Consider the following 25,903-nt stretch of genomic DNA (forward strand, 5'->3'; position numbering starts at 1 on the left):
CATAATCACCAAAATACCTACACAGTTAATAGTTTTGAATAAAAAAAACTCTGCTTATTTAACAGCATTTCTTGAAAAAATAACATCGCAACAAAGATAACCGAAATAGTTTATTCATCGGTTAAGATTCACCTATTCTATAAAATGTTAACTATCAGGTAAATCTTAATTATATGTTCAATGATTTATTTAACTAAACCTTATAAAAAGCTTACTATTTACGTTAACTTAGACTTACAACTTTATTAAACTTTAATTCGTAACATTAGAATCGTCTTAGATATTCGATATATTCTGAAGGAGTGCCACAAAAAATAACTTCATTCACATCTATCAGATTATATTGAATAATCTTACCTTCATTAATTAGATGATTATATAATGGCGCTATAAACAACTCATTATTATGCCATTGTTTGGCGGGCTTAGCAGATTCCTTCTTAAATATTCTTTTATAATCACCGGTATATTTAAAGTGATAAAGCCCTGTACTACATAAATCTGAGATTTGTTTTTTTTCTGCAGTTTCTATTACTCTAATGCTGTCGGATGACTCAGGTTTTACATAAGACCAGTTACTTCCTTCGCCTTTGAAAACCTCCAAATAACCATCACAATATAGAGAGCACTGAGGTAGAATAAAATCTGGCCTAAAAGTATCTATATTGAAGATAGTAAGAGGTGTTTCATCTGCAACATCACTTAAGCCTAGATAAACTGTTTCAGCCTGGCCTCGTGTTTCATTATCTAATATTAAAATACTAAAATTTTTAATACCTAATGCTTTGCATCTTTGCTGAACAAATTCCGGCGTGTCGTACACATCACGCAATATAAACAAAAAAGGAATACTATCAAAATAACCTTTGAAGCTAAGTACTGCATGATCAAACAAAGGCATGCCGTTAGCCAGTAACATATATTTAGGCTTATCATATCCAGCATTAAAGAAACGAGAGCTCAGTCCCGCCATAGGGATTACAATCATTTGTTACTTCCTATAAGAATTTTAATTCTATCGTAAAGACGATATGCATTGCCCAAGAATCCGAGTTGGCGATCTGGGCGATCGCTATGAAGTGGCAACATCGAAATAAATAATTGTATTTGCATAGCACATAATTGAATTTCGTTTACACCGAACTGTTTATGTATCAAATTTACAAAGTCTATAATTATTTTTTGATGCCGATCTGTAACATTAATATTAAATTCCAACTCTTGATCTTTAATATTTGCGGTAAAATAACCAGCAATAATAGAATCGTACAAACCTATTACAGAATGAGATAGTTTGGCAATATCATATAGTGTATTTCCATATATACTCTGATTATCACTGGCATCAACACCTCTAGGGTCTATTACTTTTATATTACAAGTACGGAAATCATAAAGTATATTACTAAAGCAAAAGTCACCATGGAGTATATTATTACGACCATCATCTTTAGGCAGGAATTCAAGACTATACTCAGCTAGCGACACAAGACTTAGTTGTTTAATTCCGTTAACAATAAGTGGTTTATCTATATCAAAAAGTGTATGGAATTTAAACTCCACCAGACGAGCACGAGTTTTCCCTGCAAAATAATCTTCAAATGAGTTTTGGTTTATTGTCTGATATTGACTGGCATCTTGTAAAAACTGACAACAGGCTTTAAAGATTTTTCCCCAAGCAAACGCTGGTAACTGACTGAATACATAAAGTTCATTTAAGGCCGTGAGATGTAAATATTCTATTTTATAACCAAATTGATTAATTGTCTCTTCGGTTGCAAGCAATTGAGGTATATATACCCGAAGTGCTCCAGGAACTGACTTGTACCAATTAGCTTCTGCTTCAAGTTTAAATTTTTTTTTGCTTTTCTTACTTACCACTTGCCCAGTAATCGTCATCTCATTGAAGGCTCTTTGAGTAGTTATACGAGTTTTTGACTGATAGTAAGTTTGGCAATGTCCAAAATCATACCATTCATCTTGAAGCCATGGAGTTAGACCTTTATCTTTTATATAACCATTAATCCCACCAATAAAATCCCAATCTGCCATGATAATGTGACGGATGAGTGTTTTAGGTGCAGAAAAACTAAAAAATCCAGTAGCAATTAATTCACTTACAGACGGCTGATCGACTCGACATTTGCGCAGTAGACCCGTTTCAGCTTCATATTCTGCCCAATCATAGTTATCTTCAACCTTACTAAGTCCCAACAGATCGGTTTCATCAGGTAGCTTACCGAATAAAGTATCTCCATGAAGAATAAAGAGAGGCTCTGCTGGGTCAAATTCAATCAGATTCAGCGCGAGTACAACTGATTCACCCAATTTAAGATTACCTGGAAGGTACAACAATTCTACATTTTTCTCCATTAATACTTGGTTATCATAAGTACCAGGAATAAAACCTTCTGGTAGGGTCAGCAAAATTCGCTCCCCATCAGGAATTGTTGCCAATTGATGGTTAAAAAGACGTTTATTACCTACAGGTAAAAAACTTGGCGGTAAAGGACCAAATTCAGATTGTAACTCGGAAGCGACAACTGCCGCGGAAGTAATTAAATACATTCTTTATCTTTATTAATTAATTGTTCAATTTGTTGTGGGCTTAAGCGTGCAAACTCAGATGGCCGAACGGCTCTGTCATCGATGTAAAAGCCTTCGTAACCACACCAAGGTTTACCAACTATCACTTCATCATATGGAATCTGGTGCTTATCCAGCCATTGAAGAATTTCTGGTAATGTATGAATATTAATTTTGCCGATATTTGCTTCATATGTTCTCATATTTCTAGCAGTTGAAATGACAATTTCAAATCCATTTTCTTTATATTTCCTTAATTGATGAATAACGTTATCCCTAGGAAGTACAGATTTGTAATCGCTAGTATTATTCATAGTTAGCGTACCATCCAGATCAAATATCAATCGTTTCATATAACCTTCTAAATTAGCTAGAATCTAAAAATTTTAAAAAACCACATTATTCTTTATAGGTTTACAATTTAAAACATAACCTCTATTAACTTATTTTTTACTACTCTAGCATACATACTCATAAATAAATAATACCACAACTCCTAACGCAAACCCTTATAAACTAATCAGTAATAAAATTAAGAGTCTCTTAGGCTTTAGTTTTACCCAGGGTGAGATTATGCTTTGTAAATTCTGTTAACATTTAGCTATTTTGTTCTTAAGTCGACTTAATGCGAGATTATTGATTGATATAAATCATCCATAATCGAATGAAATTCGTTCGACTGGATAGGTTTGTTAACCAATTTAACAATGTATAATCCGGCCCTGTAGTTTTACCTCAGGGATTACGGCTGGATCAATCCTCTTAAATACGTTTTCATCAAGCACTTCAGCAAACATAATGGTTTTTGCCTACTCTTCAATTAGCTTATAGAGTACTGTTTTGATATCGGCAACATTGGTTAAAGCCCGAATTCAACTCCGAAGTGCGACACTCGGCAATTAAGCAGCTAATTGGCGAAACTTAACTACCACAATCGTCATCTATTTTTTATCCGCCACGCACTTGCTACCAAGGTTGACTCAGATAAGGTTCGCCAGTCAATAAAACAGGTATGCGAAGGCGCTCAAACTTCTTTTCTACTGATGCTGCCTAAAACCGAATGACGTATGTAAATCATTTAAAAAAGTTCAACTATAGCTAGTTTTTGAAATTAGCATCTGTTACTTACTTGAGATTTTCACTTTTTCATCTCAGACATTTTCTGCCGCCAGAGACACTAATTATTCATTTTGAGACAGTCGATAGCGTGGCGGCACGCGTAGAGCCTAGGTTTTGCGGTTTTTGCTTACCCCGTCCCAATAGGCCCATAAAAAGAAAAGAAGGTTCTAGATTCTAGGGCCTAGATTCTGCTCTTTTCTCATAAAATGTCTTACCAGCACTAACATCACACCTAACATACCGCCGAGCATAGTGCCTAAAACGCAAATTAATGCGCGTTTGGGTTTTGCCTTTTCTTCAGGTACTAATGCTGGATCAAGAGTTTTAAATACATATTCATTCCGTACTTCAGCAAACATGATAGTTTTAGCTTGCTCTTCCACCAACTTATAAAGAATCGCTTTAATATCGGCGACATTGGTTAGGGCAATTTGCTTATTTAAAAATTCACTGCTGCGATTGGCTTCAGCTACATCGCGCTCTTTCATCACTTTATTAATATCTTCAATTAACCAAGTGACCCATTGCTCTGCAACCGTTGGGGATAAATGCTCAACAGAAATAGTTACCATGCCTGATTCTTTATCTTTATTCACAGCGATGATTTTACTAAAAACCTTATAAGCCTCTTGCATCGATGGCTCAGGTTTTAATAGTGCTTTAACTTCACGCACCCAAGTATTAGTGGCTTCATTATAGGCATCTTCATCATAGATAAGTTTATCTGTATCACGATCCCATTTTTCAGCGGCCATTAAGTCAGCAAGGATATTATGTTTTTGGATAAAATCGCTGGTAAATTGACGCGATTTTAATACCTCAATGGCAAGCTGGGTTTTATCAGTACCGCCTTTAGCGCCTAAATTAACTCCAGCTAAGCTGGCTAAACCGCCAAATTGAGAGGCTAACGCGCTCAAGCCACCACCTTGTTCTTCAGCTGCCGGGGCAAGTAATGCCTCAGACTTATATATATTGGGTTGCATTATCGCAAATACCACAGAACCAATAGCGAACACTGCCGTAATGGCAATGACTAACCATTTGCCTTGCCAGATGACGGAGAACAACTCACGAAGATCGATTTCGTCATCTTGCACAGCCGACGGAAACTTAGCATCTTGTATATATTTGTTTATTTCATTAGACATTTAAAACTTATCTCGTTGTTTTAGTTCTCGTAGACGGTTGACGGCTTACCGTTGACGGTTGACAGAACGCTTCGCTTACAGATAACGGTAAAAGCAAAGCTAAGAACGTTGACGGAACACTCCGCTCACAGATAACGGTAAAAGCAACAAAGAATTTGTTTTCCGTAAAGGGCGAAGCCCGTTCCGTTATCCGTAAGTCACGTAGTGACGTTCCGTTATCTTAGTAACATCCGTTAGTCACGTAGTGACGTTCTGTAGCCGCAAAGCGGCGTGCGCTTATTTATTTTCTGAATTTCGACCTTTAATCGATTTGATTAACCCAGCTAGCATAGCGGATAATCTTTCAGTTTTTATTAGTAATTCATCAACATAATTTGGTTCTAAATAACCAATATCTTTACCAATCATGGCTTGCGTAATCAATTCCGCAAGCGAAGCTTTAGCAATATATAAAAACTGTATTTGCTCTTTAGCGCCATAACGTTCCATTCCCTCAGCAATATTTGACGGAACAGAAAGGCCAGACCGAGTAATTTGATCTCTGAAGCCCCAATCTCGGAGGTCTTTTGTTGCTATATAAATAGAAGATGATAATTCGTAACTAAGTTGCCAGACTTCTAGCTTTTGAAACTTCATATCCTCTCCTTGGAAAAATTTGAAACCAATCACGGTTGACGGAACCGGAAACGTTGACTGTTGACAGAACGCTTCGCTTACAGATAACGGTATAAGCAACAAGAAATTCGCTTACCGTAAGGGCGCAGCCCATTCCGTTATCCGTGAGTCACGTAGTGACGTTCTGTAGTCGCAACGCGGCGTTCCTAGCTCCTTAGTTCTACAGCCCTGAGATTACAGACACTGCTACAGCTGTGTTGTAGATAATGCCAGTGACTTGGCTCCAAAGCGTTAAGTTATCTTTGTATTCAGTATCTAGTGGTACAACTATGGTATCGCCTGGTTCCATGGCACTACCACCACTAAACCACATCGAAGATTCAGGCATTTGGACTGAACCATCAGCTTTTAAAACATAAGCGCGAGATTCATCGGCACGTTTACGCGCTCCGCCGGATAAAGCCAGATATTGATCGAAAGTCATACCTTGCTTGTATCTATGTGTACTTGGGTGTTGCACTTGGCCCATGACTGAAATCGTTTGATTAGTCGCTGGAATGTACAAAGCATCGGCATCCTCAAGCATAAGGTTTGCGCTATCAATACCTAATTCAATGGCATTAATATCAACAACTAATCGACCCACCGTTTTGACATTCTCGAGCTCATTGAGCATTTGCTGTGCATCGTTATAGCCAATAGTTGGGGTATCTTTGGTCAACGCTTTCGCGGCAATCTCTCGGCGTAATTCATCAGCGAGTTTGGATAACTCAAGTTGCTCTTTATCTTTTACTGATTTACGTAAAAATACAGCACTGCGAGGAGCGGCATCACTCGTTAAGCCGCCTGCACGAGCAAGAACATCCTTTAAGCTTTCACCGCGTTGAATGCTATAGGTACCGGGGAACTTGACTTCCCCTTTAATGGTTACCCAACGAGTATCTTGCCAATCTGGAAGGGTGCGAACAGTTAGAATGTCGCGGCTTTGTAGCTTAATATTTGCAGATGGATCATTTTGCATTACGCGGTCTAAGCTTAGCTGCACATGCTCAACTGACACCCCATTTTGCTCAGAAACCTGTTGGCGTGTTAATTCCGCAGAGAGTGTATAAGCGCCTTCCTCTAAACCACCGGCAGCGATAAGTAGCTCTTTAACATCAGCATTAATCGTGATGGGATATTGGCCTGGGAAACGCACATTTCCATTAATACTGACCAACTTAGCAGCGTCGCCAAAACGGCTTTGTTCTCTAAGTTTTTGAATTATTGGCTTTAGTAACGCTTCGCGGTCTGCATAATCAAACACTATAATTGAATCACGCGGATTCAATTGAGGATTATAGTGTGATTTAGGCTCACCTATTGCTCGTCCGAGGGCAATACGCTCAACTTGGATATCGCCACGCTGATTTATCTCACGTACTAGTAAGGCATAATCCAAATCAGCTGAAATGGTGAGGTCACCCCAAATTGAAGGGAGTAAATCCGCAACTGTCAAACCTTTCGTCCATTGATACTTACCAGGTCGAACGACAGCACCTGCGACAGTAATCGCATTATCGATACGACTTGAGGCCGATCTTACATTTAAAAGGTCACCATTTTTAACTAAGGTGTTTAAACCAGCATTTTCGGTTAAATCTACACTGATTACGGTTTTAACTGATTCGTTACTGAAACGTTCAACCGTACTTGCTTTAGGATAAGCGCCAGGGTTTAGACCACTCGCCATGCGAATAACATCGGCCATTGTTTCATTATTTTTGAGTTCATAAATAGCAGGACGACGAACCTCACCCATCACACTCACTGAACCACCTGAAGATGGAATGAACACGACATCACCAGATTGTAAACGAATATCCCCAGAGGCATCCCCGCGAAGAAGAAGATCATATAAGTCTAAGTGGCCTACCGTTTTACCAGCACGCTTAATTTGAATGTTGCGTAAACTACCAATTTGGTTAACGCCACCAGAAATAAATAGGGCTTGAGTAATAGTCGATAAACTTGAAACTGTATAAGAACCTGGTTGGAAAGCATCACCAGCAACGAAAATGCGGATTGAGCGTAATTCGCCCATAGTGATATTTGATTCAATGCCGATCATGCTTTGGCTAATCTTTTGCTGTAATAATTCGCGCACCTCAGCAAAGCTCAAACCAACCAGCGATATAGGCCCTAAATTAGGAAACTGAATGGCACCATCACGACCTACTGTTAGTGTGTATTGGTTATTTTCTTTACCGAACAACTGAACATTCAGACTATCACCAGGACCAATCATATACTCAGCAGGTACAGGCACATCGCTAACTGGCGCAAATGTACTCGGTGAACCCGCAAAGAGGTCGTAGCCAAAACGTTTGAGTTGATTTTCTTTCTTGTCTTCAATTGCCTCAACCGTAGATTCTGACTTCGTCGCCTGATTTAGCTGATCACTTTCAGATTGGTCTACAACGTTATTTTTTGCAGCGCGAGGAGTAACGACGGTAGGATTCTCAACAACTGTAGCTGTAGTACCGGCTCCGGTTATCATTGAAGGATCCACACCATATTGGCGTGCTAATCTTTCTTGCTCTGACTTAGGTAATGCTTTGAACTGCTCGATCATCTGCGGAGATGGCGTAATGGCATTAGCCTGCGCGCCCATCAAAATCGAGGCACTTATGCCTAGTATGATGAATTTTTTGACTTGTCGTAGCACGAGATATCTCCGTTTAAAAAAATTGGGGCAAAACTTATTTTTTAGAATTTAGATGTAGCACAATTCGTTCTACGTTTAAGCAGTAAACAGCTTGATGTCTTTACATAACCTGAAATACATAATGCCTTTCAGGCACGCTACCGTACCACGTGGCGGCCCGAAGCCTTCGGCGTCCGCTTAACGAATGAAACTTTTCATTTGATAAATATATCCCTATATAACTGCCAGTTCGGTATCCGTACCTCTAGTTCGAGAGCTCAACCTTCGGTTTCTCACCTTTCAGGCACGCTACCGCCCATAGATTGCGGCTTCTATATTGCCCTTCTCGACGCGAAAATTCATATTTTTCAAGCAATAAAGCTATAACATTCTTTGATATAAAGAATGGCAAGGCTCTAATCCTTTAGTATTCCTAGCGAGTAACATCATCAAACTTGTGAGAAAACACGCCGAGCAATTTCTACTTTGGGAAAGCAAAAACAAAATAGCTTAACTAGGCTAATTGTCGTCTTTGCCTCAATACCCACTTTAAACACTAAACTAGCCTCCACGGTGGGCTAGCCAGCTAATTAAAACATTATCACAACATTGAGTTTTACAAGTTTACTGTAAACTTTCAGTTTTAGCTGGTTAATTAACAAGCAAACACAAGTCATTTGTTCGAATTTTAAACACCAGTTTGATATCAAACCAACCAACAACTTCAGAAGAAGTATAAGTAGTTGATTCATAAGATATTAAATAATCTTTATTTATTGTAGTCAAAAAGCAATAATCACTAAAATAGCTAATGTCCTACAAACACTTCGTCATATTTCTTACAATGTCGCTTGCATCACTTGCTTAACAGCAAACTCTTTCAACGCTTTGCTCTGGCACAGTAACTGTCTTTATTTGTCCCATAATGCTAAATAAAACGTGACAACGCTTATTTGGGCATTTTTCTTGAAAAATACCTTCTAGATCAACAAACGGTCCATCTGTAAAACGAATTTTTTCCCCAGTTTTTAGCTCTAATGCTTCGGCTAATACAGTCTGGGAAGGCGTTAACTCTTTCATGCGAATGGCATGGATAATTCTGTCGTCAATGGGCGTCATTTTTTCTTGACAATTAACGATTCGATTCACACCACGAGTAGAGTGGACCTGCCTAACACTTGTTTGGCTTGGGTCGAAATTGATGAATAAATAATTAGGGAATAAAGGTACACGACAGACCTGTTTCCGTCCGCGTTGAGATTTCTCTTCAGAGACCATAGGTAAATACGTCTCTAAATTTTGAAGTGCTAAGTTCTGTTGCGCTCTCGCTTCACTACGAGGCTTACAATACAAAAGGTACCATGCCTTCATACGCTAATCTCACTACCCTATTTTAAGTGACGTCCATTCACGGGCGGCAATCATAGCAAAGATGCCTAAGTCGATGGAAGTAGTTTTTCGCCTATTCCAGCCTCTCGCTCGGTATGCAGACGATGTACGCCTACATTAGCGAATTCACATCTAAAATCACGGCAACACTATATTGCTGATAATGTCACCACTTAGCTTACCAAAATTGACTTTGGTTGCTTTTAAGGGGTATATAAGGTGGGATTTTAGCGAAAATACTCATTTTACAGCTAAATACATTACTTTAATTATAAGAACGTAACAATAACCCATACGTAACTAGCGGTTATTCAACAATTAATGAATGCATTTGTGTTAATTGATTGCTGATTAAACCTGCAGGCGATATTGGGACGAGCAACAACCATTTTTCTGTGGCGACATCATCCTGTTTCAGGGGCCCACAGGCAATCACGAGCTTAAGGTGGAAGACTTCATGAGCGTAGCAAAACCACAAGGAACGATGCTTGGGCATCCTAAGGGATTGTTCCTGCTGTTTACAACAGAACTTTGGGAACGTTTTAGTTATTATGCAATGCGCGCCATTTTGGTACTTTATCTAGTCGATAAAGTGCAGAGTGATGGCGGGCATGGTCTAGGTTGGACTCAAGCAGAAGCATTATCGCTTTATGGTACCTTCACAGGGTTAGTCTACTTAACACCACTTATCGGCGGCTGGTTAGCCGATAACGTACTGGGTCAACGTAAAGCCATTTATTTTGGTGGCGCTTTAATGGCTGCGGGTCAATTCTTACTTGCTGCACCGCATAGTTGGATCCCAGGTTTAGAAACAACTGTGTTCTATATTGGTCTGGGTACTCTCATTCTGGGTAACGGTTTATTCAAGCCAAACATATCCACAATGGTGGGTGATCTCTACGAAGAAGGCGATCACCGTCGTGATGGCGCATTTACGATTTTCTACATGGGCATCAACTTAGGTGCTGCACTGTCAGGCTTTATTGTGGCCTGGGCTTACACTAGCTTCGGACACGCTACTATCGTTGACGGACAAGAAGTGTTTGTTAACAACTGGCAAGCAGGTTTCTTCTGTGCCGGTGTTGGTATGATTTTCTCTTTAATCATCCAATTCTTGTTCGCACAGAAGTATTTAGGCGATATCGGCAGAGTGCCTGCCGCTAAGCTTGAAAAGCAAAAAGCGGAAGAGAAAGGTGAAGTACGCAAAGAGCCACTGACCAAAGTAGAACGTGACCGTATTAAAGTCATCATGATAATGGGTTTGTTCACGATTATCTTCTGGGCTGGTTTCGAACAAGCTGGCGGTTTAATGAACTTGTTTACTAACGAGTTCACCGATCGCATGGTCGGTAGCTTTGAAGTTCCGACGACTTGGTTCCAATCATTAAACGCTATTTTTATCGTATTATTTGCACCTGTAATTGCTTCTATCTGGATCCGCTTAGGTAAGAATGAACCTAACTCTCCAGTGAAATTTGCGCTTGGTCTGTTCTTACTAGCGATCGGTTTCCTATTCATGATAGGTGCTGTAATGCAAATGGGTGGCGATGCATCGGTTAAATCGAGCATGTGGTGGTTAGTGGGCGCTTATTTCTTCCACACTATGGGTGAACTTTGCTTATCACCTATCGGTTTATCTATGGTGACTAAGTTAGCACCTCTGCGTATCGCATCTTTGATGATGGGCGCTTGGTTCCTATTCGTTGCTGCCGCCAACAAGATTGGCGGTGTGGTTGGCTCATTCATCGGCCATGGCGGTGCAAAAGAAGAACAACTGGCAAATGCAATGGCGATCTTCTCTGGCATTGCCATCACAGCAGCTCTTTCAGGCATTATTCTGTATTTTATGGCTGATAAATTAGTGGACTGGATGCATGGCGCTGAAAGCAAGCACCAGACTGAAGCAGAAGTATTAGAAAGTGAGATTGCTGTAACTGCTGAGCATGAAGCAATAAAACGCTAATTAGCTATTCGACTGTAAAAACAAAAACGCCTTACTAGCAATAGTAAGGCGTTTTTCGTTGTGTCATGTTTGAACTGAATACTGACTTCACTGCAACATGAGCAAAAAGCTAGAGACTCAACTGCAGGAAACCGCCTTCGGGCATTGCGGCATCGTAAACTAATCCCTTAAACTTATTCTCAAGCAAAGCTTGTTTATGCTCAGGCTCACTGGTCGCAATACACAACTGCTCTTGCGGTAAAAGACTACGGAACTGAATACTCGGCTTACCCCAATCTAATACACCCAACTGTAGACTCTCTGAGAGTGCCAGCGGGCTTAATCCCTCGTCATTACGCAAATAGCAACGAAGCCCCTTCCCAGCCTGCGCGATAGCAGCACGGTACTTTGTCAGCTCAATAGAGACATAAATCATATCCGCTTTGATATCGAGACCAGACTTGACTAAACGTTCATTCAAATAGCTCATCATATTGAACGGTTCAATGATGCTTTGACTCTGGCCATTTCGAAAATCTTTAAGTTTCTGATTAACAAAACTTCTCAGCAGAACGCAAGCAAAAGCAGCTCGATTATCTTCGGGATATAAATGCGCCATATACATGATCAAGTGATCAGTGCCGACCATAGTTGAATCAATAAAGTAACTGCTAATGTCACTATTTTTATACAGACTGTAGTCAACCTTCGCCGCCGGATAGCTTATGTTTGAAGCGGGGAACAATTGTTGCTGCACTTGCTTTGCCGCAGCAACACTCTGCTCGAGCAAGGCGAGATTATCGCTTAACTCTTGATGGGATAGGGCTTCAAAATCGGCAGCTTGGGTATCATCAATGTAGGAACTATGGAGGCTTTGTTTAATGGCTTGTTCAATGATGAATAAATCGGATACTGGTTTAACGAGATAATCACTGGCGCCAATGCGTAATGCCTCAACAACGTCAGCCATGACATTATTACCTGAGATCACAACAGAAGGGACAAGCGGCGCTAACCTTGTCATTTCCTTAAGCATGTCGAGCCCACCAAGCTTAGGCATGCTTAAGTCTGCAAGAACAACATCAAAGTGTTGCGATTTAAAAAGTGATAATCCTTCTTCACCGTCACAGGCTTGCGTGACTTGTGCGCCTCTAGTATCAAGAAAGCTTGCGACAATCTGCCGAAACACCGGATCATCTTCAACTAAAAGAACCGCAACACCATTTAACGCCATAAAAGTTCCCGAATAGAGTTCATCGCTTAACCATTACTCAAGTGAACATGCCGATAACGTTTTTCGATAAGGCTAACACTTGAATACTAACGACAAATGCTGTCAAGTACGGCCTAGAGGGTTACTCAAGCTCCTGCATATACTGATCGAGTAACTCATCATCATCTTGTTTTTGAGGAACATTACCATCATAGACTTTATAGTCCATATGTTGTAAATACGCATCTTTGACAAAGGCATAAGGATCGAGTGCATTATCAACGAGTCGTTCTTGATCGATCGCAGACGCTCTGGAATGAAGATTTTTAAGTCCCCATTTAACAATGGTTTGCCACATTGTTAACTCAGACAAGGGAAAGTATAGACCATCAACCCAATCAGACGCGAGTTCTCGCACGACGTAAGGACCCGCAAACGGCGCCATGAAGTATGGTCCATTAGGCACGCCATAATAACCAAGCACTTCGTTAAACTCATCTTGCTTACGGCTCATACCCATCATATCTGCGACGTCAATGACACCTAATAAACCGACTGTAGAGTTGATGGTAAAACGTCCACCGGCATTCGCCGCCCAGCCCCACTTTCCTTGCAGCACGTTGTTTACCAAGCTGCTAGGTTCTTCTAAATTCTGTACAAAATTATTGACGCCTGTTTTAGCTGGCATTGGAATATAATCGTTATAACCATGGGCAACAGGACGATATAAATATCTATCTAAAAAGAGATAGTTAAAATCCCACATTGCACGGTTAAACCCTTCGAGCGGGTCGCGGGGATCATCATAGCTGATTTGTACCTTAGCAGGTGCTTCCTGCTGAATGGTATCTGATACGGGCACTTCAGCCGCTTGCACTTTAGGCAACAGCATTAACCCCAAAGATAATCCCATCCATTTTAACTTCATATCGCTCTCTTAATATAAATGTACAGCTTAGGCATCAAGTTTTCGCTAAAGTGACAATACAAAAATGACGATATAAAGATAATTCGTCTTAGTGGCATACTATCCAGTATGACAGTTCCGTTGTCACAAGGCGCATAAGCATACTTGGCAAAAAAAATTGGTCAATTGTTAATTTTACTAAACGAATATATCGCCAGATAAACTATATAAGGTCACTAAATGGAGTCGATTCCACTTGTTAGCAGTCAAAATCCGCAGTTACACACTGCGACAGCCCAAGCTGATGCTCTCAGTGCTACTCCGCGTGCCATTCCTGCTCAGGTGCAAACCTCCCCTGAGGGAGATAGTATTATTCTAAACGGTACAGAATATAATTTAAAGCTTGTTAACGCTCAGCAGCGGCAAATATTATTGACGGCTAATACTTTTCTAGTCACGCCCAATACGCAAAATACTCCACCGACAGCTGCAGCGACTCAAGATACCACCAGCCAACTGCTTGCCTTAGCCACGCCTATTGCTCTGAAAGTCCCTGAAGCTGTTATCAATTTGGCGCAACAAAATGGCATATCTCAGGCACAGCTTTCAGCTCTTGCGGCTCGTACTCAAGGCTATCCGTTACCGAACGTCACCATTATTAACAAAGAGTTTCATTTTGCTAATGGCACTGTTGTAGCACAAGATTCTGGACCTCAGCTGAATCAAGGAGAATTCTTAGCAAAAATAGCCTTTCAGCAAGGGCAGCCTATTTTATTACTCACCCCAATACAGAGCAAACTCGAAATCGTTATTGGGGCGCCAGTAAATGAAACTCAGGTTCCCACAAATAAATCGTCTTCTGACATTGTGATCGCCAAAGTTGAGCCGGTTCAGATCATCGCTTCCTTTTTAAAAAAACTTGAAACTATCGTTTCTTTACCTGAGCCAACAAAACAAACCACCGCGCCCAAAGTCGATACCATACAAGCTCAAGTTAAAGTCGATGCTCCTCATACTTCTAATTCAGCCAGTTCTCCCAATACTTTCAATGCGCAAGCCATAACGCCAATACCTAAAGGTTTAGAACAAGGTCTTCCAGTCAGTGCTCAAAACTCAGAGAATGTAAATCGGCTTGCAAGTCAATCTCTGCCATCACCAGTCAGTACCGAAACAAATAGTAAAAGTGCATTGTCGCAAGACATTGGGGCTGCAGTAGGCAAAACGCCTCAAGAAACTCTTGGGGCAAATCCAGCAGACGTAAACAAGCTTAGTCATATTTTAGGTTCCAGTGGTCAAAAGAATGAACAACAAGCGAGTGACGCTAAAACTGACAGCACTATGAAGGTTGCTGATGTTTTGCAAAAAGCATTCAATAAAGCGGGGGCACTTCCTATTGAACTATCTCGTTCTAACAACAGCTCAAATTTAGCCTCAGAGTTGTTAAAGCACTTACCGTATATAGGATTACCACCACTGAGCCAGCTAAATGATTTAGATGAGCTTAAAGCCAATATTCTGGGATTAGCAAGTCTTAACCTTGCCGCACCTCAGTCAAATCAAGCCTCAATGTTTATGAATGCGAGTGCGATTACCTCACTATTTCAACTGCTACTAGGCTTTAAAGCTAATAATAGTTCGAATTCAATGAGTAAGAAGCTCGCAGATTATCTTGAGCAACTGCAAGCCAAAGTTGGCTTTTCCGCTAAACAACTTGGCCAACTGAGCAAAGCAGGCGGCCTTGATAGCATGGGACAACTAGCCTCTAACTTGCTTTTATACCAACAGGCAAGCAATGAGAGCGCGGGCAATTTAGTGTGGTTCTTTGCCCTGCCCTATGGCATTAACCAACGTCATGAGCAACTGGAAGGGAAATTTGAGCAAGAAGCGGATCCTGATGATCCAGAGAAAAAAGCAGGATGGCGTTTACAACTCAAATTTAATTTAGCACAAGGTCCGCTACTGATTGCAGCTCAACAGCACAATCAACAATTGGATATCCAGTTTAAAGGCAATAGCCAAATGCTACTTAATAAGGTCAATAACTTTTTAACGCCCTTAAGCCAAAAACTGTCACAGCTAGGGTTTACACCAGGTGAACTCTCGACGCAAATAGCGCAAGTGCCAGCAACCTTATTACCTGGTGATCATTTCCTCGTAAAGACAAAAGCTTAGCTAGAAAAAATACCTAAACGGACATTGAATCCATCATCTAATTTTAGGAAGAACCAAATGAGCGAAGAGAGTGAACCGAAACAAGCTGTCGCGCTGAGCTACGATGGTCGTAACGCGCCTAAAATTGTGGCGACTGGTGAAGGGCTTATCGCAGAAGAGATTATTGCACTAGCCAAGGCTAACGGCGTGTATATCCATCAAGATCCCCATCTAAGCCATTTTCTACAGTTGTTAGAGTTAGGAGAGGAAATTCCTAAGGAGCTTTATCTGCTTATTGCCGAACTGATCGCATTTGTGTATATGCTCGACGGTAAGTTTCCCGAGCAATGGAATAATATGCATCAAAAAATTGTTGAGAAGGCATAAAATAAAAAGCTAATTTTGGCAAATTAGCTTTGAGAGTTAAACAAAGTATCACTATCAATTCTATGCGATCATTTGCGATGAAGTCGGATCAATAGCTCAGCTTCCGCTTTGGGTAGTTCGCATTCTTTAATCAACTCATCAACACCAGCGCCAAGCGCGACCATTTTCATGGCTCGAGTATAAAGTTTTGCCTGTGGATCCTGCTGAGTTGTCTCTTCTATCCGTTCCGACTGCTGAAGTAGGCGTTTTTCTAACTCAATCACACGCCGACCGACTCCGATAGTGCCACTGCGCAACTCTTGTAACTCACGCTTAAATGACTCTCGCTGACGATCACCTTCTTTGACTAAAACGGTTAACGCTTCGACCTTGCTTCTTAGTTTGCTCAATTGTTTTTGTAAAAAGAGTACTAATCCTAAGCATGCGATGACATAGACTAACGCTGCGATCAAAAATTCATCGCCCATTAAAAATCCTTATACTCATTCATAGCCATAAATTAGCAGGCATTCCAACTGAGTTATCTATTCCAAAGTGCTGTATTTAAATGACTCAATATCATTAGCCATTGTTCAAACCGCGATAAAATACTTTGTCTATCCATAAATCATAAAGACTTAGAATCATCGATTTATTCGCAAATACACAAAATAGCTGAATGAATTGATATCATTCAGCCTTATCTCGCTAATTGATTAAATCTGAGTCAATTCGGCCCATTCTTCATCGGATAATAACTTGTCGAGATCGACTAAGATGAGTAATTCATTGTCGCGATTACTCACACCTTGAATGAATTTAGCACTCTCTTCCGTTCCGACATTTGGTGCATTGTCGATTTCTGAGCGGCGTAAATAAACCACTTCGGCAACACTATCAACTAAGATGCCAATGACTTGCTTTTCAGCTTCGATGATAACGATTCGAGTTGAGTCATCAACTTCGGCAGACTGCAATCCAAAACGTGAACGGGTATCAATAACTGTGACAACGTTACCACGTAAGTTAATGATGCCTAATACGTAATAAGGCGCACCGGGCACGGGAGCGATTTCAGTGTAACGCAATACTTCCTGCACTTGCATTACGTTGATGCCGTAAGTTTCATGGTCTAACTTAAAGGTAACCCATTGTAATACTGCATCATCTTTACTTGCAGCGACTGCTGCTACATTTCTTGTATCTTTCATGTTTACCTCAACCAATTGAGTCCTGACAACCTAAACCCGCATTAAGCATTTCAACTAAGGCTTGTACGTGCAAAATGCCACACATCTGCTCTTTCACTACACCCGCTAACCAAGGGCGCTTGCCTGCTTGACTACGCCAGTTGACTTGCGATTTATTAATTTTTACCGCATTGACCAAGGACTCACAAGTTAATCCCCAGTTACTACCTTCTAATAATACAAGATATTGATAATTTACCGATTGCGCCAGTTTATCTGAGTATTTTTCTGGCATAACCCACGCACAAGTGTCAACGATGTTCAATTGCTCCTCCCTATGCGTCTGTACACCGAGAAACCATGCGGGTCGGCCAAAGATGTGGTTTATCCGCTCAATTTTAACTATTCCGCCTAAACTGACCAAAGGCACCGCCAATGTCAGCCCTGCTACTTTAAAGAATAGTACCTGAAACTCATCATCGAGCACTTCTTGCAAATCTTTTGTCACGCTAGGAGGCGTAATGCCGACTTGTGTTTCGGGCACAACCACTGCCTCAACGACTTTTTCAGCAATTATTTCATCAACAACCGCCTCATCAATAACAGGCTTGGCTTGCGGTACTTCGACAACTGGTTGAACATCAACAAAAGGCGTGACCTCAACAAGAGGTGGCGTCGGTGCTAATGTTTGAGTCTTAAGTACAGGCTCCAACAATTTTTCTAGCGCTTGCTTGTTCACTTGAGAAGCAATCTTACTTACTGGAGCAACAAACTCATGTTGTCTTGACGTTGCTTTTGGCTGCAACTGTACCGCCGGCGTTATCGTCTTCTCTAAAGCTTGTGATGCAGTCGTACGACCATTTTCAGCCAAGATTGCGGCATCAAGTAATGCTGCCTCCGTTTGATTAACGGCCACATTTTGATTTGAGTCTGCTGTTACAATGCTTTGAGAGGAAACAACCTGACTTGGAGTGTCGTCTTCCTGCAGCAATAATGCGAAAAAATCAAAAACAGTTTCATCAACCGATTTTGACATGGCCAAACTCCCCAACTAATAAGAAATCTAATAATCTTTCATAGGCTTTCACGCCACGACAACCACTCGCATAATGCGATGCTGGTAAATGTGCCAAACTGGCATCTCTAAACTTAGTGTCGACAGGAATAACGTCCTTCCACAGGGTTTCACTGTATTCAGCACCAAGCACTTGCAAAGCGGCGGGTGACGCCTTGGTACGTTTATCATACATAGTGGGCACGACGGTGTAACTGTAACGCGTCTTCTTCGAGCGCCCCATCAATTCCATCGTTTTAATCATCCGCTCTAGCCCTTTAATGGCAAGAAACTCAGTCTGCACGGGAATAATAATATGCTGACTTGCTGCAAGGGCATTAACCATTAAAACGCCAAGTACGGGGGGGCAATCAACGATAGCCACATCATAATCATCAGCAACTAGCGCTAATAAATTACGCAGTACTAATCCCATCCCCTCTTGATGACCTAAGGCTCTGTCCAAAGTTGCAAGTGCCATAGTGGCGGGCAATAAATCGAGACCATCGACTAAGGTTGGTACTACATGGGATAAAACGAGTTCTTTGGAAAGGCTTTTATGGGCCAGAAACACATCAAATAAAGAGCCTGGAACCTCTTCAGAATCAATGCCTAAGTAATAACCTAGCGAAGCGTGTGGATCGGTGTCTATCATAAGCACACGCTTGCCGCGCTTAGCCAATGTTCCCGCTAAACTCGCTACCGTTGTGGTTTTACCTACGCCACCTTTTTGATTCGCTATGGTCCAGACTTTCAAGAAGTGACCCCCATATTAATTGATTAAATGCTAATGAATGAGAATATTGAGCCCACACATTCCAAAGGTTACTGCTCTTTTCTCGTCGTTACTCGAATACCACCATTCGGTAAACTAATCACTTTAACACCATCGGCATTTTCAGAAATCACCACAGGTAGCATCTGTGCATTTTTCGGTTCAATTGGCGAAATAGCAGCCTTAACTTCTGCTTCTGGCGTCTGCAGCAGTGTCGGAACTAAAGGTTGCTGATTAGCGTTATCCTTCGCCGTATCCATCGCTGCACTTTGCTTACCCAGCAAAGGCGGGACACTAATCTGCGTAGATTCTGGACCTATAGCAACAGCCTTTTGCTCACCAGGAGCAGCCAATTGCAGCATAGCTTTAGTCTGATCAGGGTGAGACGCTAACCAGGTTGCAATAGCCTCAGCTTGTTCATCAGGGACCATTAACAGCACCTGAGTCGATTCCAAACGCTTTATATCTTCACGCAACAAACTATTTTTGTGCCGATAATCGAGACTCAAGGCGCCAAGACACAAAATGGCAATAGCCATAAGCAAGATGATGAGCACACTATTTGTGCTCATCGGATTTTGACTCTTAGACACGAACAGACTCTTTTAAAATGCATTCAGCCATGCTGTCTAAGGCAATCGACTGAGTGGCAATACCTGCACTAGCGACAGCCTGAGGCATACCATAAACCACACAACTGGCTTCATCCTGTGCCCAAATGGTCGCACCGACCGCTTTCAACATACGGGCACCTTCTCTGCCATCCGCGCCCATACCAGTTAATACAACAGCAAGCACGTCACCACTGAAGGCTTTAGAGGCAGAAGCAAAGGTGATATCAACACAAGGCTTATAGTTCATGTCCGCACTACCAGCGATGACCTTTAATCGACCACTACCTCCAGTACGTTCAACCATCATTTGCATACCGCCAGGCGCTAAATATGCACAACCCGGTTTAAGAAGATCGCCATTAGCGGCCTCTTTTACTTCAATCTTACATAAGCCATTCAAACGACTTGCAAATGCTGGCGTAAAAGCTGCTGGCATATGCTGGATTAATAAAATCGGATGCGGATAGTTTGCCGGGAATTGGGTAAGAATTTTTTGCAAGGCAACTGGACCACCAGTAGATGTGCCGATCAGCAGTATTTTATACTGCTTACCGCTTGCACGAATCGACGCTGCTGTTGAGGTCCTCACAGGAGCCGTGGCTGGAGTATGCGACGCTATACTCGTTGTCCCTAAAACGCTACTTGTTGGGCGCACACTAGATGTTGAAGTGACGACAGGACGTGCAATAGGGCGAAACATTCTGCGGCGTCCCAATGCCTTCACTCTCTGCTGCAACAATAAAATAGCATCATCTTTATTGGTAGCAATGTCTTCAAAACGTTTAGGTAGAAAATCTAACGCACCAGCATCTAAAGCGTCTAGCGTAGCTTTAGCGCCATCATGGGTTAAAGAAGAAAACATCAAGATCGGCGTCGGACATTTAGCCATGATTTCACGGACGGCAGTAATACCATCCATCACGGGCATCTCAATATCCATAGTGATAACTTGAGGATTAAGTTCAGCAGCCATCTTCACCGCTTCGGCCCCATTTGAGGCCGTCGCGATAACTTCCAGTTCAGGATCTTGATTGACTATTTCACTAACACGTCGTCTGAAAAAACTTGAGTCATCAACGACTAATACTTTAATGGCCATTCCATTCCTTAGCTTGGAAACTAATTCTTACTTTTCGCATAATGCTTTAACAATCCAGGGACATCTAAGATCAGTGCGATACCACCATCCGATGTAATAGTCGCACCAGCCATCCCAGGAGTGCCGTGTAACATAGCGCCAAGGGGTTTAATCACCACCTCTTCTTGTCCTATTAGGGCATCAACCACAAAACCAATTTGCATCATGCCTAATTGTACAATCACCACATGACCATGCTTTTTATCGCCATGTTTAAAAGTGGTTTTATTTCTATGTAGCCAGTGCTCCAAATAGAACAAAGGCACAGCCTTGTTACGCACTATGACGGTGAGTTGTCCATCGACGATATTGGTCTTAGTGAGATCGAGATGGAATATCTCGTTCACACTAGACAGAGGTAATGCAAACACTTGCTTAGCGACATCAACCATTAAGGTTGGCATGATCGCCAGCGTTAACGGTACTTTAATCTCAAGTATCGTGCCCTTACCTTTCATAGAATCAATATGCACTGTGCCGTTAAGCTGAGTGATACGGGTTTTTACCACGTCCATCCCAACGCCACGACCAGAAATATCTGAAATCTCGACCTTAGTCGAAAAACCGGGCGCAAAAATCAAATTATAAGCTTCGCTGTCAGTCATTCGCGAAGCTGAATCTTCATCGAGCACACCGCGCGTTATCGCGATTTTTTTCAGTTTTTCAGGGTCCATACCTGCGCCATCGTCTTCGATTTTCAGCAGTATATGGTCACCTTCCTGACTTGCAGATAAGGTAATCGTACCCGTTCTCGGCTTGCCATTGGCTTCACGCTCGTTTGGCATTTCAATACCGTGATCCACAGAGTTACGCACTAAGTGGACGAGTGGATCGGCAAGCGCTTCAACTAAGTTTTTATCTAGGTCGGTTTCTTCACCAACCATGATCAAATCAATTTCTTTATTGAGTGTACGCGCAAGATCACGTACTACCCGAGGGAAACGACCAAACACTTTCTTGATCGGTTGCATACGGGTTTTCATCACCGCGCCTTGCAAATCGGCCGTCACGAGATCTAAGTTCGCAAGGGCCTTAGACATTTCCTCATCATCACGACTGATACCTAAGCTCACTAATCGATTACGCACTAACACTAACTCGCCCACCATATTCATGATTTGGTCGAGTCGTGCAGTATCAACACGTACTGTAGTTTCACCTTGAGGCACATTTGCTGAACTTGCTTTAGCTGGCGCTTTATCTACAACTGCAATGTCCACTTTCGGTTTTGCGGCAACAACGGGGGCTGGAGCAGGCGCAGCAGCTTTTACTGGTGTGGGAGTCGGAGCAGCTTTAGGTGCAACAGTCGAAGCAGGCGTTACTGGTGCAGTAGGCGCTTTTACTTCTGCTTTTGCAGGGGCCGCACCTTTACCATGGAGTTCATCGAGTAATCTTTCAAACTCGTCATCGGTAATTTCATCGGCATCCACTATCGGTTGAGGCGTGGGAGCCGAAGCGACCTTTGGTTTAGCTGGCACTTCTGCCTCAGCTTTAAACTTGCCTGAACCATGTAGTTCATCAAGCAATGCCTCAAACTCATCATCAGTGATGTCATCACCCGATGCTGAAGACGCTTTAACTGGCGCAGCTGGCTTAGCGACCACAGGTTCAGACGCCACAGCGGTAGCAGCCGCAGGGCCTTTTCCTGAGCCATGAAGCGCATCTAACAAAGCTTCAAATTCAGCATCGTTGATATCATCAATACTTGAAGATGAGCTATTACTTATCTCTGCGGGAATGTCTTGTGGGACGGGAGTTTCAACAATGGCTTCAACGACAGGCTCTGGTTCGACAACGTCTACCACCTCTGCAGACGCAACTTCAGATGGCAATGGCGCACCTGAACTCAGCATTTTAAGCCTAGCCAACAGGCCCGACTCAGCAGGATCTTGTTGTTCGCCCTGCTGCGTTTGAGCAAACATGGTATTAATAGCATCAACAGCCTGCAAAATAATATCCATCAGCTCTGCGTTTACGCTGCGTTTGCCTGTGCGCAATAGATCGAAGGTATTTTCAGCCTCATGACACACATCGACCATGGGAGTTAAGCTAAGAAAGCCTGCGCCACCTTTAACGGTATGAAACCCTCGGAAAATGGCGTTTAGCAAGTTTGTGTCATCAGGATTATTTTCAAGCGCAACGAGTTGCTCTTGAAGAAGCTCTAAAATTTCACCGGCTTCGATTAAAAAGTCCTGGAGTATCTCTTCATCTACATCAAAGGCCATCAAATTGACTCCCAGTTAGAAACCCAGACTCGATAGAAGATCATCCACTTCGTCTTGACCCGTTACTACATCTTGACGAAGCTCGGCATTCATTATCGGCCCTTCCGCTTCAATATTATTTTTCTGAGCAATCTGAGTTTCAATCATAGGTTGCTCACCAAATACCGTCAGCATAGAAACGAGATTACTTTCAACTTCCATTACTAGATCAATAACACGACGGATTATTTGTCCTGTTAAGTCTTGAAAATCTTGCGCCATCAAAATTTGATTCAGCAATTCACGTAATCGAGTCGAGTCATTTGCACTACGGGACATAAGATCTTGGACATCGTGACAAAGAACCTTAAATTCGCTCAGTGCTATCTCGCGTCGCATTAATCTGTCCCAAGATGGCATGACTTTTTGAATATTAACCGTTACGGCATTGGCCAAAGGTAAACATTCTTCAACCGCATCCATGGTTTTATTTGCCGCTTGTTCAGTCATGTCAATAACGTAATTTAAACGTTGCTTGGCATCGGGAATTTCTGTATTGGCTAATTCAGAAAGACGATTATCAACTTGAAAATCCATCAGCGCACTATGAAGTTGCCGAGTTAATTTTCCTACCTCTTCAAATAATTCTCGTTGCAGTGGAGCTGCAAGCTCCCGAAATAAATCATCTGCCTGACTTTGCTCACCTGCACTTAATAATTCAACAAAGTGCTGAGCTTGCTCGAGCGTGATGAGCCCTGATGTTTGTGACTTCATAGCTCATCCTTGCTCAAGCGAGTCGTTCGAATATTTTATCTAACTTCTCTTTCAGCGTTGCTGCGGTAAAAGGCTTAACCACATATCCATTCACTCCCGCTTGAGCGGCAGCAATAATCTGTTCACGTTTTGCTTCAGCAGTTACCATTAATACGGGTAAATGCTTTAGCGAATCATCTGCGCGAATTGCTTTTAACAGATCGATCCCTTGCATGCCGGGCATATTCCAATCTGTAACAACAAAATCAAAATCCCCCTTTTGCAACATCGGCAGGGCTGTTGAGCCATCGTCTGCTTCTTGGGTGTTGTTAAACCCCAAGTCTCGCAACAAGTTCTTGATGATACGCCTCATTGTCGAAAAATCGTCAACAATGAGAATCTTCATATTCTTGTCCAAGGTTTCCTCCGGTGAGCTGACATTCTGTGCTCGATTAATAATTATACTTATGTCCAGTGCTTGAGTTTAGCTTTCAATCGCAACATTGCCTGACTTAATATCTGGCTAACCCGCGATTCACTGACTTCAAGAATGGCGCCAATCTCTTTTAAATTCAATGCTTCATCGTAGTACAGGGATAACACTAATGCATCTCTTTCAGGCAATAATTTAATTGCCTCAACCAGAGCAGAATGAAATTGGTTCTCAGCTAATGCTTCAAATGAATCATCATCGGACCGATCACTCACTGTAAGTATATCCTGAGATACGCCTAAGTCTTCTATCCCTATGATTTTTCCGACAGAAACATCGTTAAGAATATGATGGTACTCATCGAGCGTCATATCAAGTTTTTCTGCAATTTCTGTGTCGCGTGCATCACGACCCAGCGCTTGCTCTAACTCATCTATTGCATGTGCAACCTTGCGGTTGTTACGATGAACGGAACGAGGGACCCAATCGCCACGGCGAATTTCATCTAACATGGCCCCACGTATGCGTATGCCGGCGAAGGTTTCAAATTTCGCACCCTTGCCACCATCAAACTTGGATGATGCTTCTAATAACCCCATCATCCCAGCTTGGAGTAAATCATCTAACTGCACGGAGGCAGGTAGTCTGGCGAGTAAATGATGCGCAATTCTTTTAACCAACGGAGCATACTGTTCAACGATCGACGATTTATTGTCTAAACAAGTATACGCAGCGGCTTTATTCACTCGTTTTTTCCTCTTGAAAATCTGGTCGTTGTACTAAACGCTCAACGAAAAACTCCAAATGCCCACCAGGTTGCTGCGGTACAGGCCAGCTTAGAATTTTATTTGCCAACCCTTGATACGCAATCGCTGCTGGTGATTTAGGATAAGCTTCAACCACCAATTTTTGTTTACGAACTGATTTACGTAAGTTTTCGTCAAATGGGATTGTTGCAACCAATTCAAGGGCGACATCCAAAAATCTGTCGGTCACTTTACTGAGTTTAGCAAATAATTCCATACCTTCGCGTAAACTACGCACCATATTGGCAACTATTTTAAAACGGAACACGCCATGCTCACGGCTGAGGATTTTTATCAGGGCATAGGCATCGGTAATTGATGTGGGTTCATCACAAACAACGACCAGCACATCCTGCGATGCACGTGAGAAACTGAGCACCATATCTGAAATCCCAGCAGCAGTATCTACGACTAGAATATCAAACTGAGTCCGCATCTCACTAAATGCGCGAATTAACCCGGCATGTTGCGCTGGACTTAATTCCACCATCCCTTGTGTTCCTGAAGTGGCTGGTACTATGCCAATCCCTTTAGGGCCACGAACGATAATATCGTCAAGCTCTGCATCACCAGAGAGGACATGGGAGAGGTTACGCTCGGCACGAATACCCAGCATGACATCGACGTTTGCTAAGCCAAGGTCAGCATCAAGTACCAAGACACGCTTGCCTTTTTCGGCTAATGCCACAGCTGTATTAATGGAAACGCTGGTTTTACCAACGCCACCTTTACCACCTGTGACCGCGATTACTTTCACTTTTTCGTTATAGGGTTGATTCATCATACGTAAACCACTTGCTTGATCCAGGGTCAT

General features: G+C 42.1%; 23 protein-coding genes and 1 pseudogene. 3 read left to right on the plus strand and 21 right to left on the minus strand.

Annotation, left to right across the window (positions count from 1 at the left end):
- Window positions 1-265: 265 nt before the first annotated feature.
- The 8 genes and pseudogenes from MO387_RS03425 to rfaH form a co-directional block, all read right to left on the minus strand.
- Window positions 266-988 carry a glycosyltransferase family 2 protein gene (locus MO387_RS03425; RefSeq protein WP_242326008.1) on the minus strand — a complete coding sequence of 241 codons (723 nt, stop codon included), beginning with the start codon at window positions 986-988 and terminating at the stop codon, window positions 266-268.
- Window positions 985-2,568 (minus strand): capsular biosynthesis protein, encoded by a 1,584-nt coding sequence (locus tag MO387_RS03430; protein ID WP_242326010.1) that lies wholly within the window; start codon window positions 2,566-2,568, stop codon window positions 985-987. Before MO387_RS03430 ends, MO387_RS03425 begins: the two co-directional genes overlap by 4 nt.
- The gene (locus MO387_RS03435) at window positions 2,559-2,939 is read right to left on the minus strand and encodes an HAD-IIIC family phosphatase (RefSeq protein WP_242326011.1); all 381 of its coding nucleotides are present in this window, start codon (window positions 2,937-2,939) and stop codon (window positions 2,559-2,561) included. The genes MO387_RS03430 and MO387_RS03435 overlap by 10 nt, the downstream gene beginning before the upstream one ends.
- Window positions 2,940-3,290: 351 nt before the next feature.
- Window positions 3,291-3,452, minus strand: a pseudogene (locus MO387_RS03440) (LPS O-antigen length regulator); the annotation flags it as partial.
- A gap of 420 nt (window positions 3,453-3,872) precedes the next feature.
- Window positions 3,873-4,853, minus strand: coding sequence for a Wzz/FepE/Etk N-terminal domain-containing protein (locus MO387_RS03445; RefSeq protein ID WP_242326012.1), 981 nt, complete (start codon window positions 4,851-4,853; stop codon window positions 3,873-3,875).
- A 276-nt stretch (window positions 4,854-5,129) separates the two neighbouring features.
- Complete coding sequence (locus tag MO387_RS03450) at window positions 5,130-5,489, minus strand: four helix bundle protein (protein ID WP_006085588.1); 360 nt, start codon at window positions 5,487-5,489, stop codon at window positions 5,130-5,132.
- Window positions 5,490-5,688: 199 nt separating this feature from the next.
- Window positions 5,689-8,175 carry an SLBB domain-containing protein gene (locus tag MO387_RS03455; RefSeq protein WP_242326013.1) on the minus strand — a complete coding sequence of 829 codons (2,487 nt, stop codon included), beginning with the start codon at window positions 8,173-8,175 and terminating at the stop codon, window positions 5,689-5,691.
- An 843-nt stretch (window positions 8,176-9,018) separates the two neighbouring features.
- Window positions 9,019-9,525 carry a transcription/translation regulatory transformer protein RfaH gene (rfaH, locus tag MO387_RS03460; protein ID WP_126491533.1) on the minus strand — a complete coding sequence of 169 codons (507 nt, stop codon included), beginning with the start codon at window positions 9,523-9,525 and terminating at the stop codon, window positions 9,019-9,021.
- Window positions 9,526-10,000: 475 nt separating this feature from the next.
- On the opposite strand from rfaH, the gene MO387_RS03465 reads away from it, so the two are divergent.
- Window positions 10,001-11,506 carry a peptide MFS transporter gene (locus MO387_RS03465; protein ID WP_242326014.1) on the plus strand — a complete coding sequence of 502 codons (1,506 nt, stop codon included), beginning with the start codon at window positions 10,001-10,003 and terminating at the stop codon, window positions 11,504-11,506.
- A 109-nt stretch (window positions 11,507-11,615) separates the two neighbouring features.
- Here MO387_RS03465 and MO387_RS03470 read toward each other — a convergent pair whose 3' ends face one another.
- Window positions 11,616-12,719, minus strand: coding sequence for a response regulator (locus tag MO387_RS03470; RefSeq protein ID WP_012089690.1), 1,104 nt, complete (start codon window positions 12,717-12,719; stop codon window positions 11,616-11,618).
- Window positions 12,720-12,840: 121 nt separating this feature from the next.
- Window positions 12,841-13,626: a VacJ family lipoprotein gene (locus tag MO387_RS03475; RefSeq protein ID WP_242326015.1), complete on the minus strand. Its 786-nt coding sequence runs from the start codon at window positions 13,624-13,626 to the stop codon at window positions 12,841-12,843.
- A 219-nt stretch (window positions 13,627-13,845) separates the two neighbouring features.
- On the opposite strand from MO387_RS03475, the gene MO387_RS03480 reads away from it, so the two are divergent.
- Both MO387_RS03480 and MO387_RS03485 read left to right on the plus strand, forming a co-directional pair.
- On the plus strand, window positions 13,846-15,777 hold the full coding sequence (locus MO387_RS03480) for a hypothetical protein (protein ID WP_242326016.1): 1,932 nt from the start codon (window positions 13,846-13,848) through the stop codon (window positions 15,775-15,777).
- Between the two features lie 57 nt (window positions 15,778-15,834).
- Entirely contained in the window at window positions 15,835-16,143 is a 309-nt protein-coding gene (locus tag MO387_RS03485; RefSeq protein WP_006082378.1) for an EscU/YscU/HrcU family type III secretion system export apparatus switch protein, read from the plus strand.
- Between the two features lie 68 nt (window positions 16,144-16,211).
- Here the strand turns inward: MO387_RS03485 and MO387_RS03490 are convergent, their stop codons facing one another.
- The 11 genes from MO387_RS03490 to MO387_RS03540 form a co-directional block, all read right to left on the minus strand.
- Window positions 16,212-16,610 carry a DUF2802 domain-containing protein gene (locus MO387_RS03490; protein WP_006082379.1) on the minus strand — a complete coding sequence of 133 codons (399 nt, stop codon included), beginning with the start codon at window positions 16,608-16,610 and terminating at the stop codon, window positions 16,212-16,214.
- Between the two features lie 228 nt (window positions 16,611-16,838).
- Window positions 16,839-17,333, minus strand: a complete 495-nt coding sequence (locus MO387_RS03495; RefSeq protein ID WP_006082380.1) for a chemotaxis protein CheW — start codon at window positions 17,331-17,333, stop codon at window positions 16,839-16,841.
- Between the two features lie 7 nt (window positions 17,334-17,340).
- Entirely contained in the window at window positions 17,341-18,348 is a 1,008-nt protein-coding gene (locus MO387_RS03500; protein ID WP_242326017.1) for a chemotaxis protein CheW, read from the minus strand.
- A complete protein-coding gene (locus tag MO387_RS03505) occupies window positions 18,332-19,123 on the minus strand; it encodes a ParA family protein (protein ID WP_006082382.1) in 792 nt (263 codons plus the stop codon). The genes MO387_RS03500 and MO387_RS03505 overlap by 17 nt, the downstream gene beginning before the upstream one ends.
- A gap of 68 nt (window positions 19,124-19,191) precedes the next feature.
- Window positions 19,192-19,713 (minus strand): membrane anchored protein in chemotaxis locus, encoded by a 522-nt coding sequence (locus MO387_RS03510; protein WP_242326018.1) that lies wholly within the window; start codon window positions 19,711-19,713, stop codon window positions 19,192-19,194.
- 13 nt (window positions 19,714-19,726) lie between these two features.
- Complete coding sequence (locus MO387_RS03515; protein ID WP_242326020.1) at window positions 19,727-20,854, minus strand: chemotaxis response regulator protein-glutamate methylesterase; 1,128 nt, start codon at window positions 20,852-20,854, stop codon at window positions 19,727-19,729.
- A 20-nt stretch (window positions 20,855-20,874) separates the two neighbouring features.
- On the minus strand, window positions 20,875-23,118 hold the full coding sequence (locus tag MO387_RS03520) for a chemotaxis protein CheA (RefSeq protein ID WP_115334221.1): 2,244 nt from the start codon (window positions 23,116-23,118) through the stop codon (window positions 20,875-20,877).
- 15 nt (window positions 23,119-23,133) lie between these two features.
- Entirely contained in the window at window positions 23,134-23,871 is a 738-nt protein-coding gene (locus MO387_RS03525; RefSeq protein WP_006082386.1) for a protein phosphatase CheZ, read from the minus strand.
- A gap of 13 nt (window positions 23,872-23,884) precedes the next feature.
- Window positions 23,885-24,268, minus strand: coding sequence for a chemotaxis response regulator CheY (gene cheY / locus MO387_RS03530; RefSeq protein WP_007649667.1), 384 nt, complete (start codon window positions 24,266-24,268; stop codon window positions 23,885-23,887).
- A 47-nt stretch (window positions 24,269-24,315) separates the two neighbouring features.
- On the minus strand, window positions 24,316-25,029 hold the full coding sequence (locus MO387_RS03535) for an RNA polymerase sigma factor FliA (RefSeq protein WP_006082388.1): 714 nt from the start codon (window positions 25,027-25,029) through the stop codon (window positions 24,316-24,318).
- Window positions 25,022-25,903 carry a MinD/ParA family protein gene (locus tag MO387_RS03540; RefSeq protein ID WP_006082389.1) on the minus strand — a complete coding sequence of 294 codons (882 nt, stop codon included), beginning with the start codon at window positions 25,901-25,903 and terminating at the stop codon, window positions 25,022-25,024. Before MO387_RS03540 ends, MO387_RS03535 begins: the two co-directional genes overlap by 8 nt.

Origin of the sequence: Shewanella sp. N2AIL (assembly GCF_022690845.1) — a bacterium.
Taxonomy (GTDB): domain Bacteria; phylum Pseudomonadota; class Gammaproteobacteria; order Enterobacterales; family Shewanellaceae; genus Shewanella; species Shewanella baltica.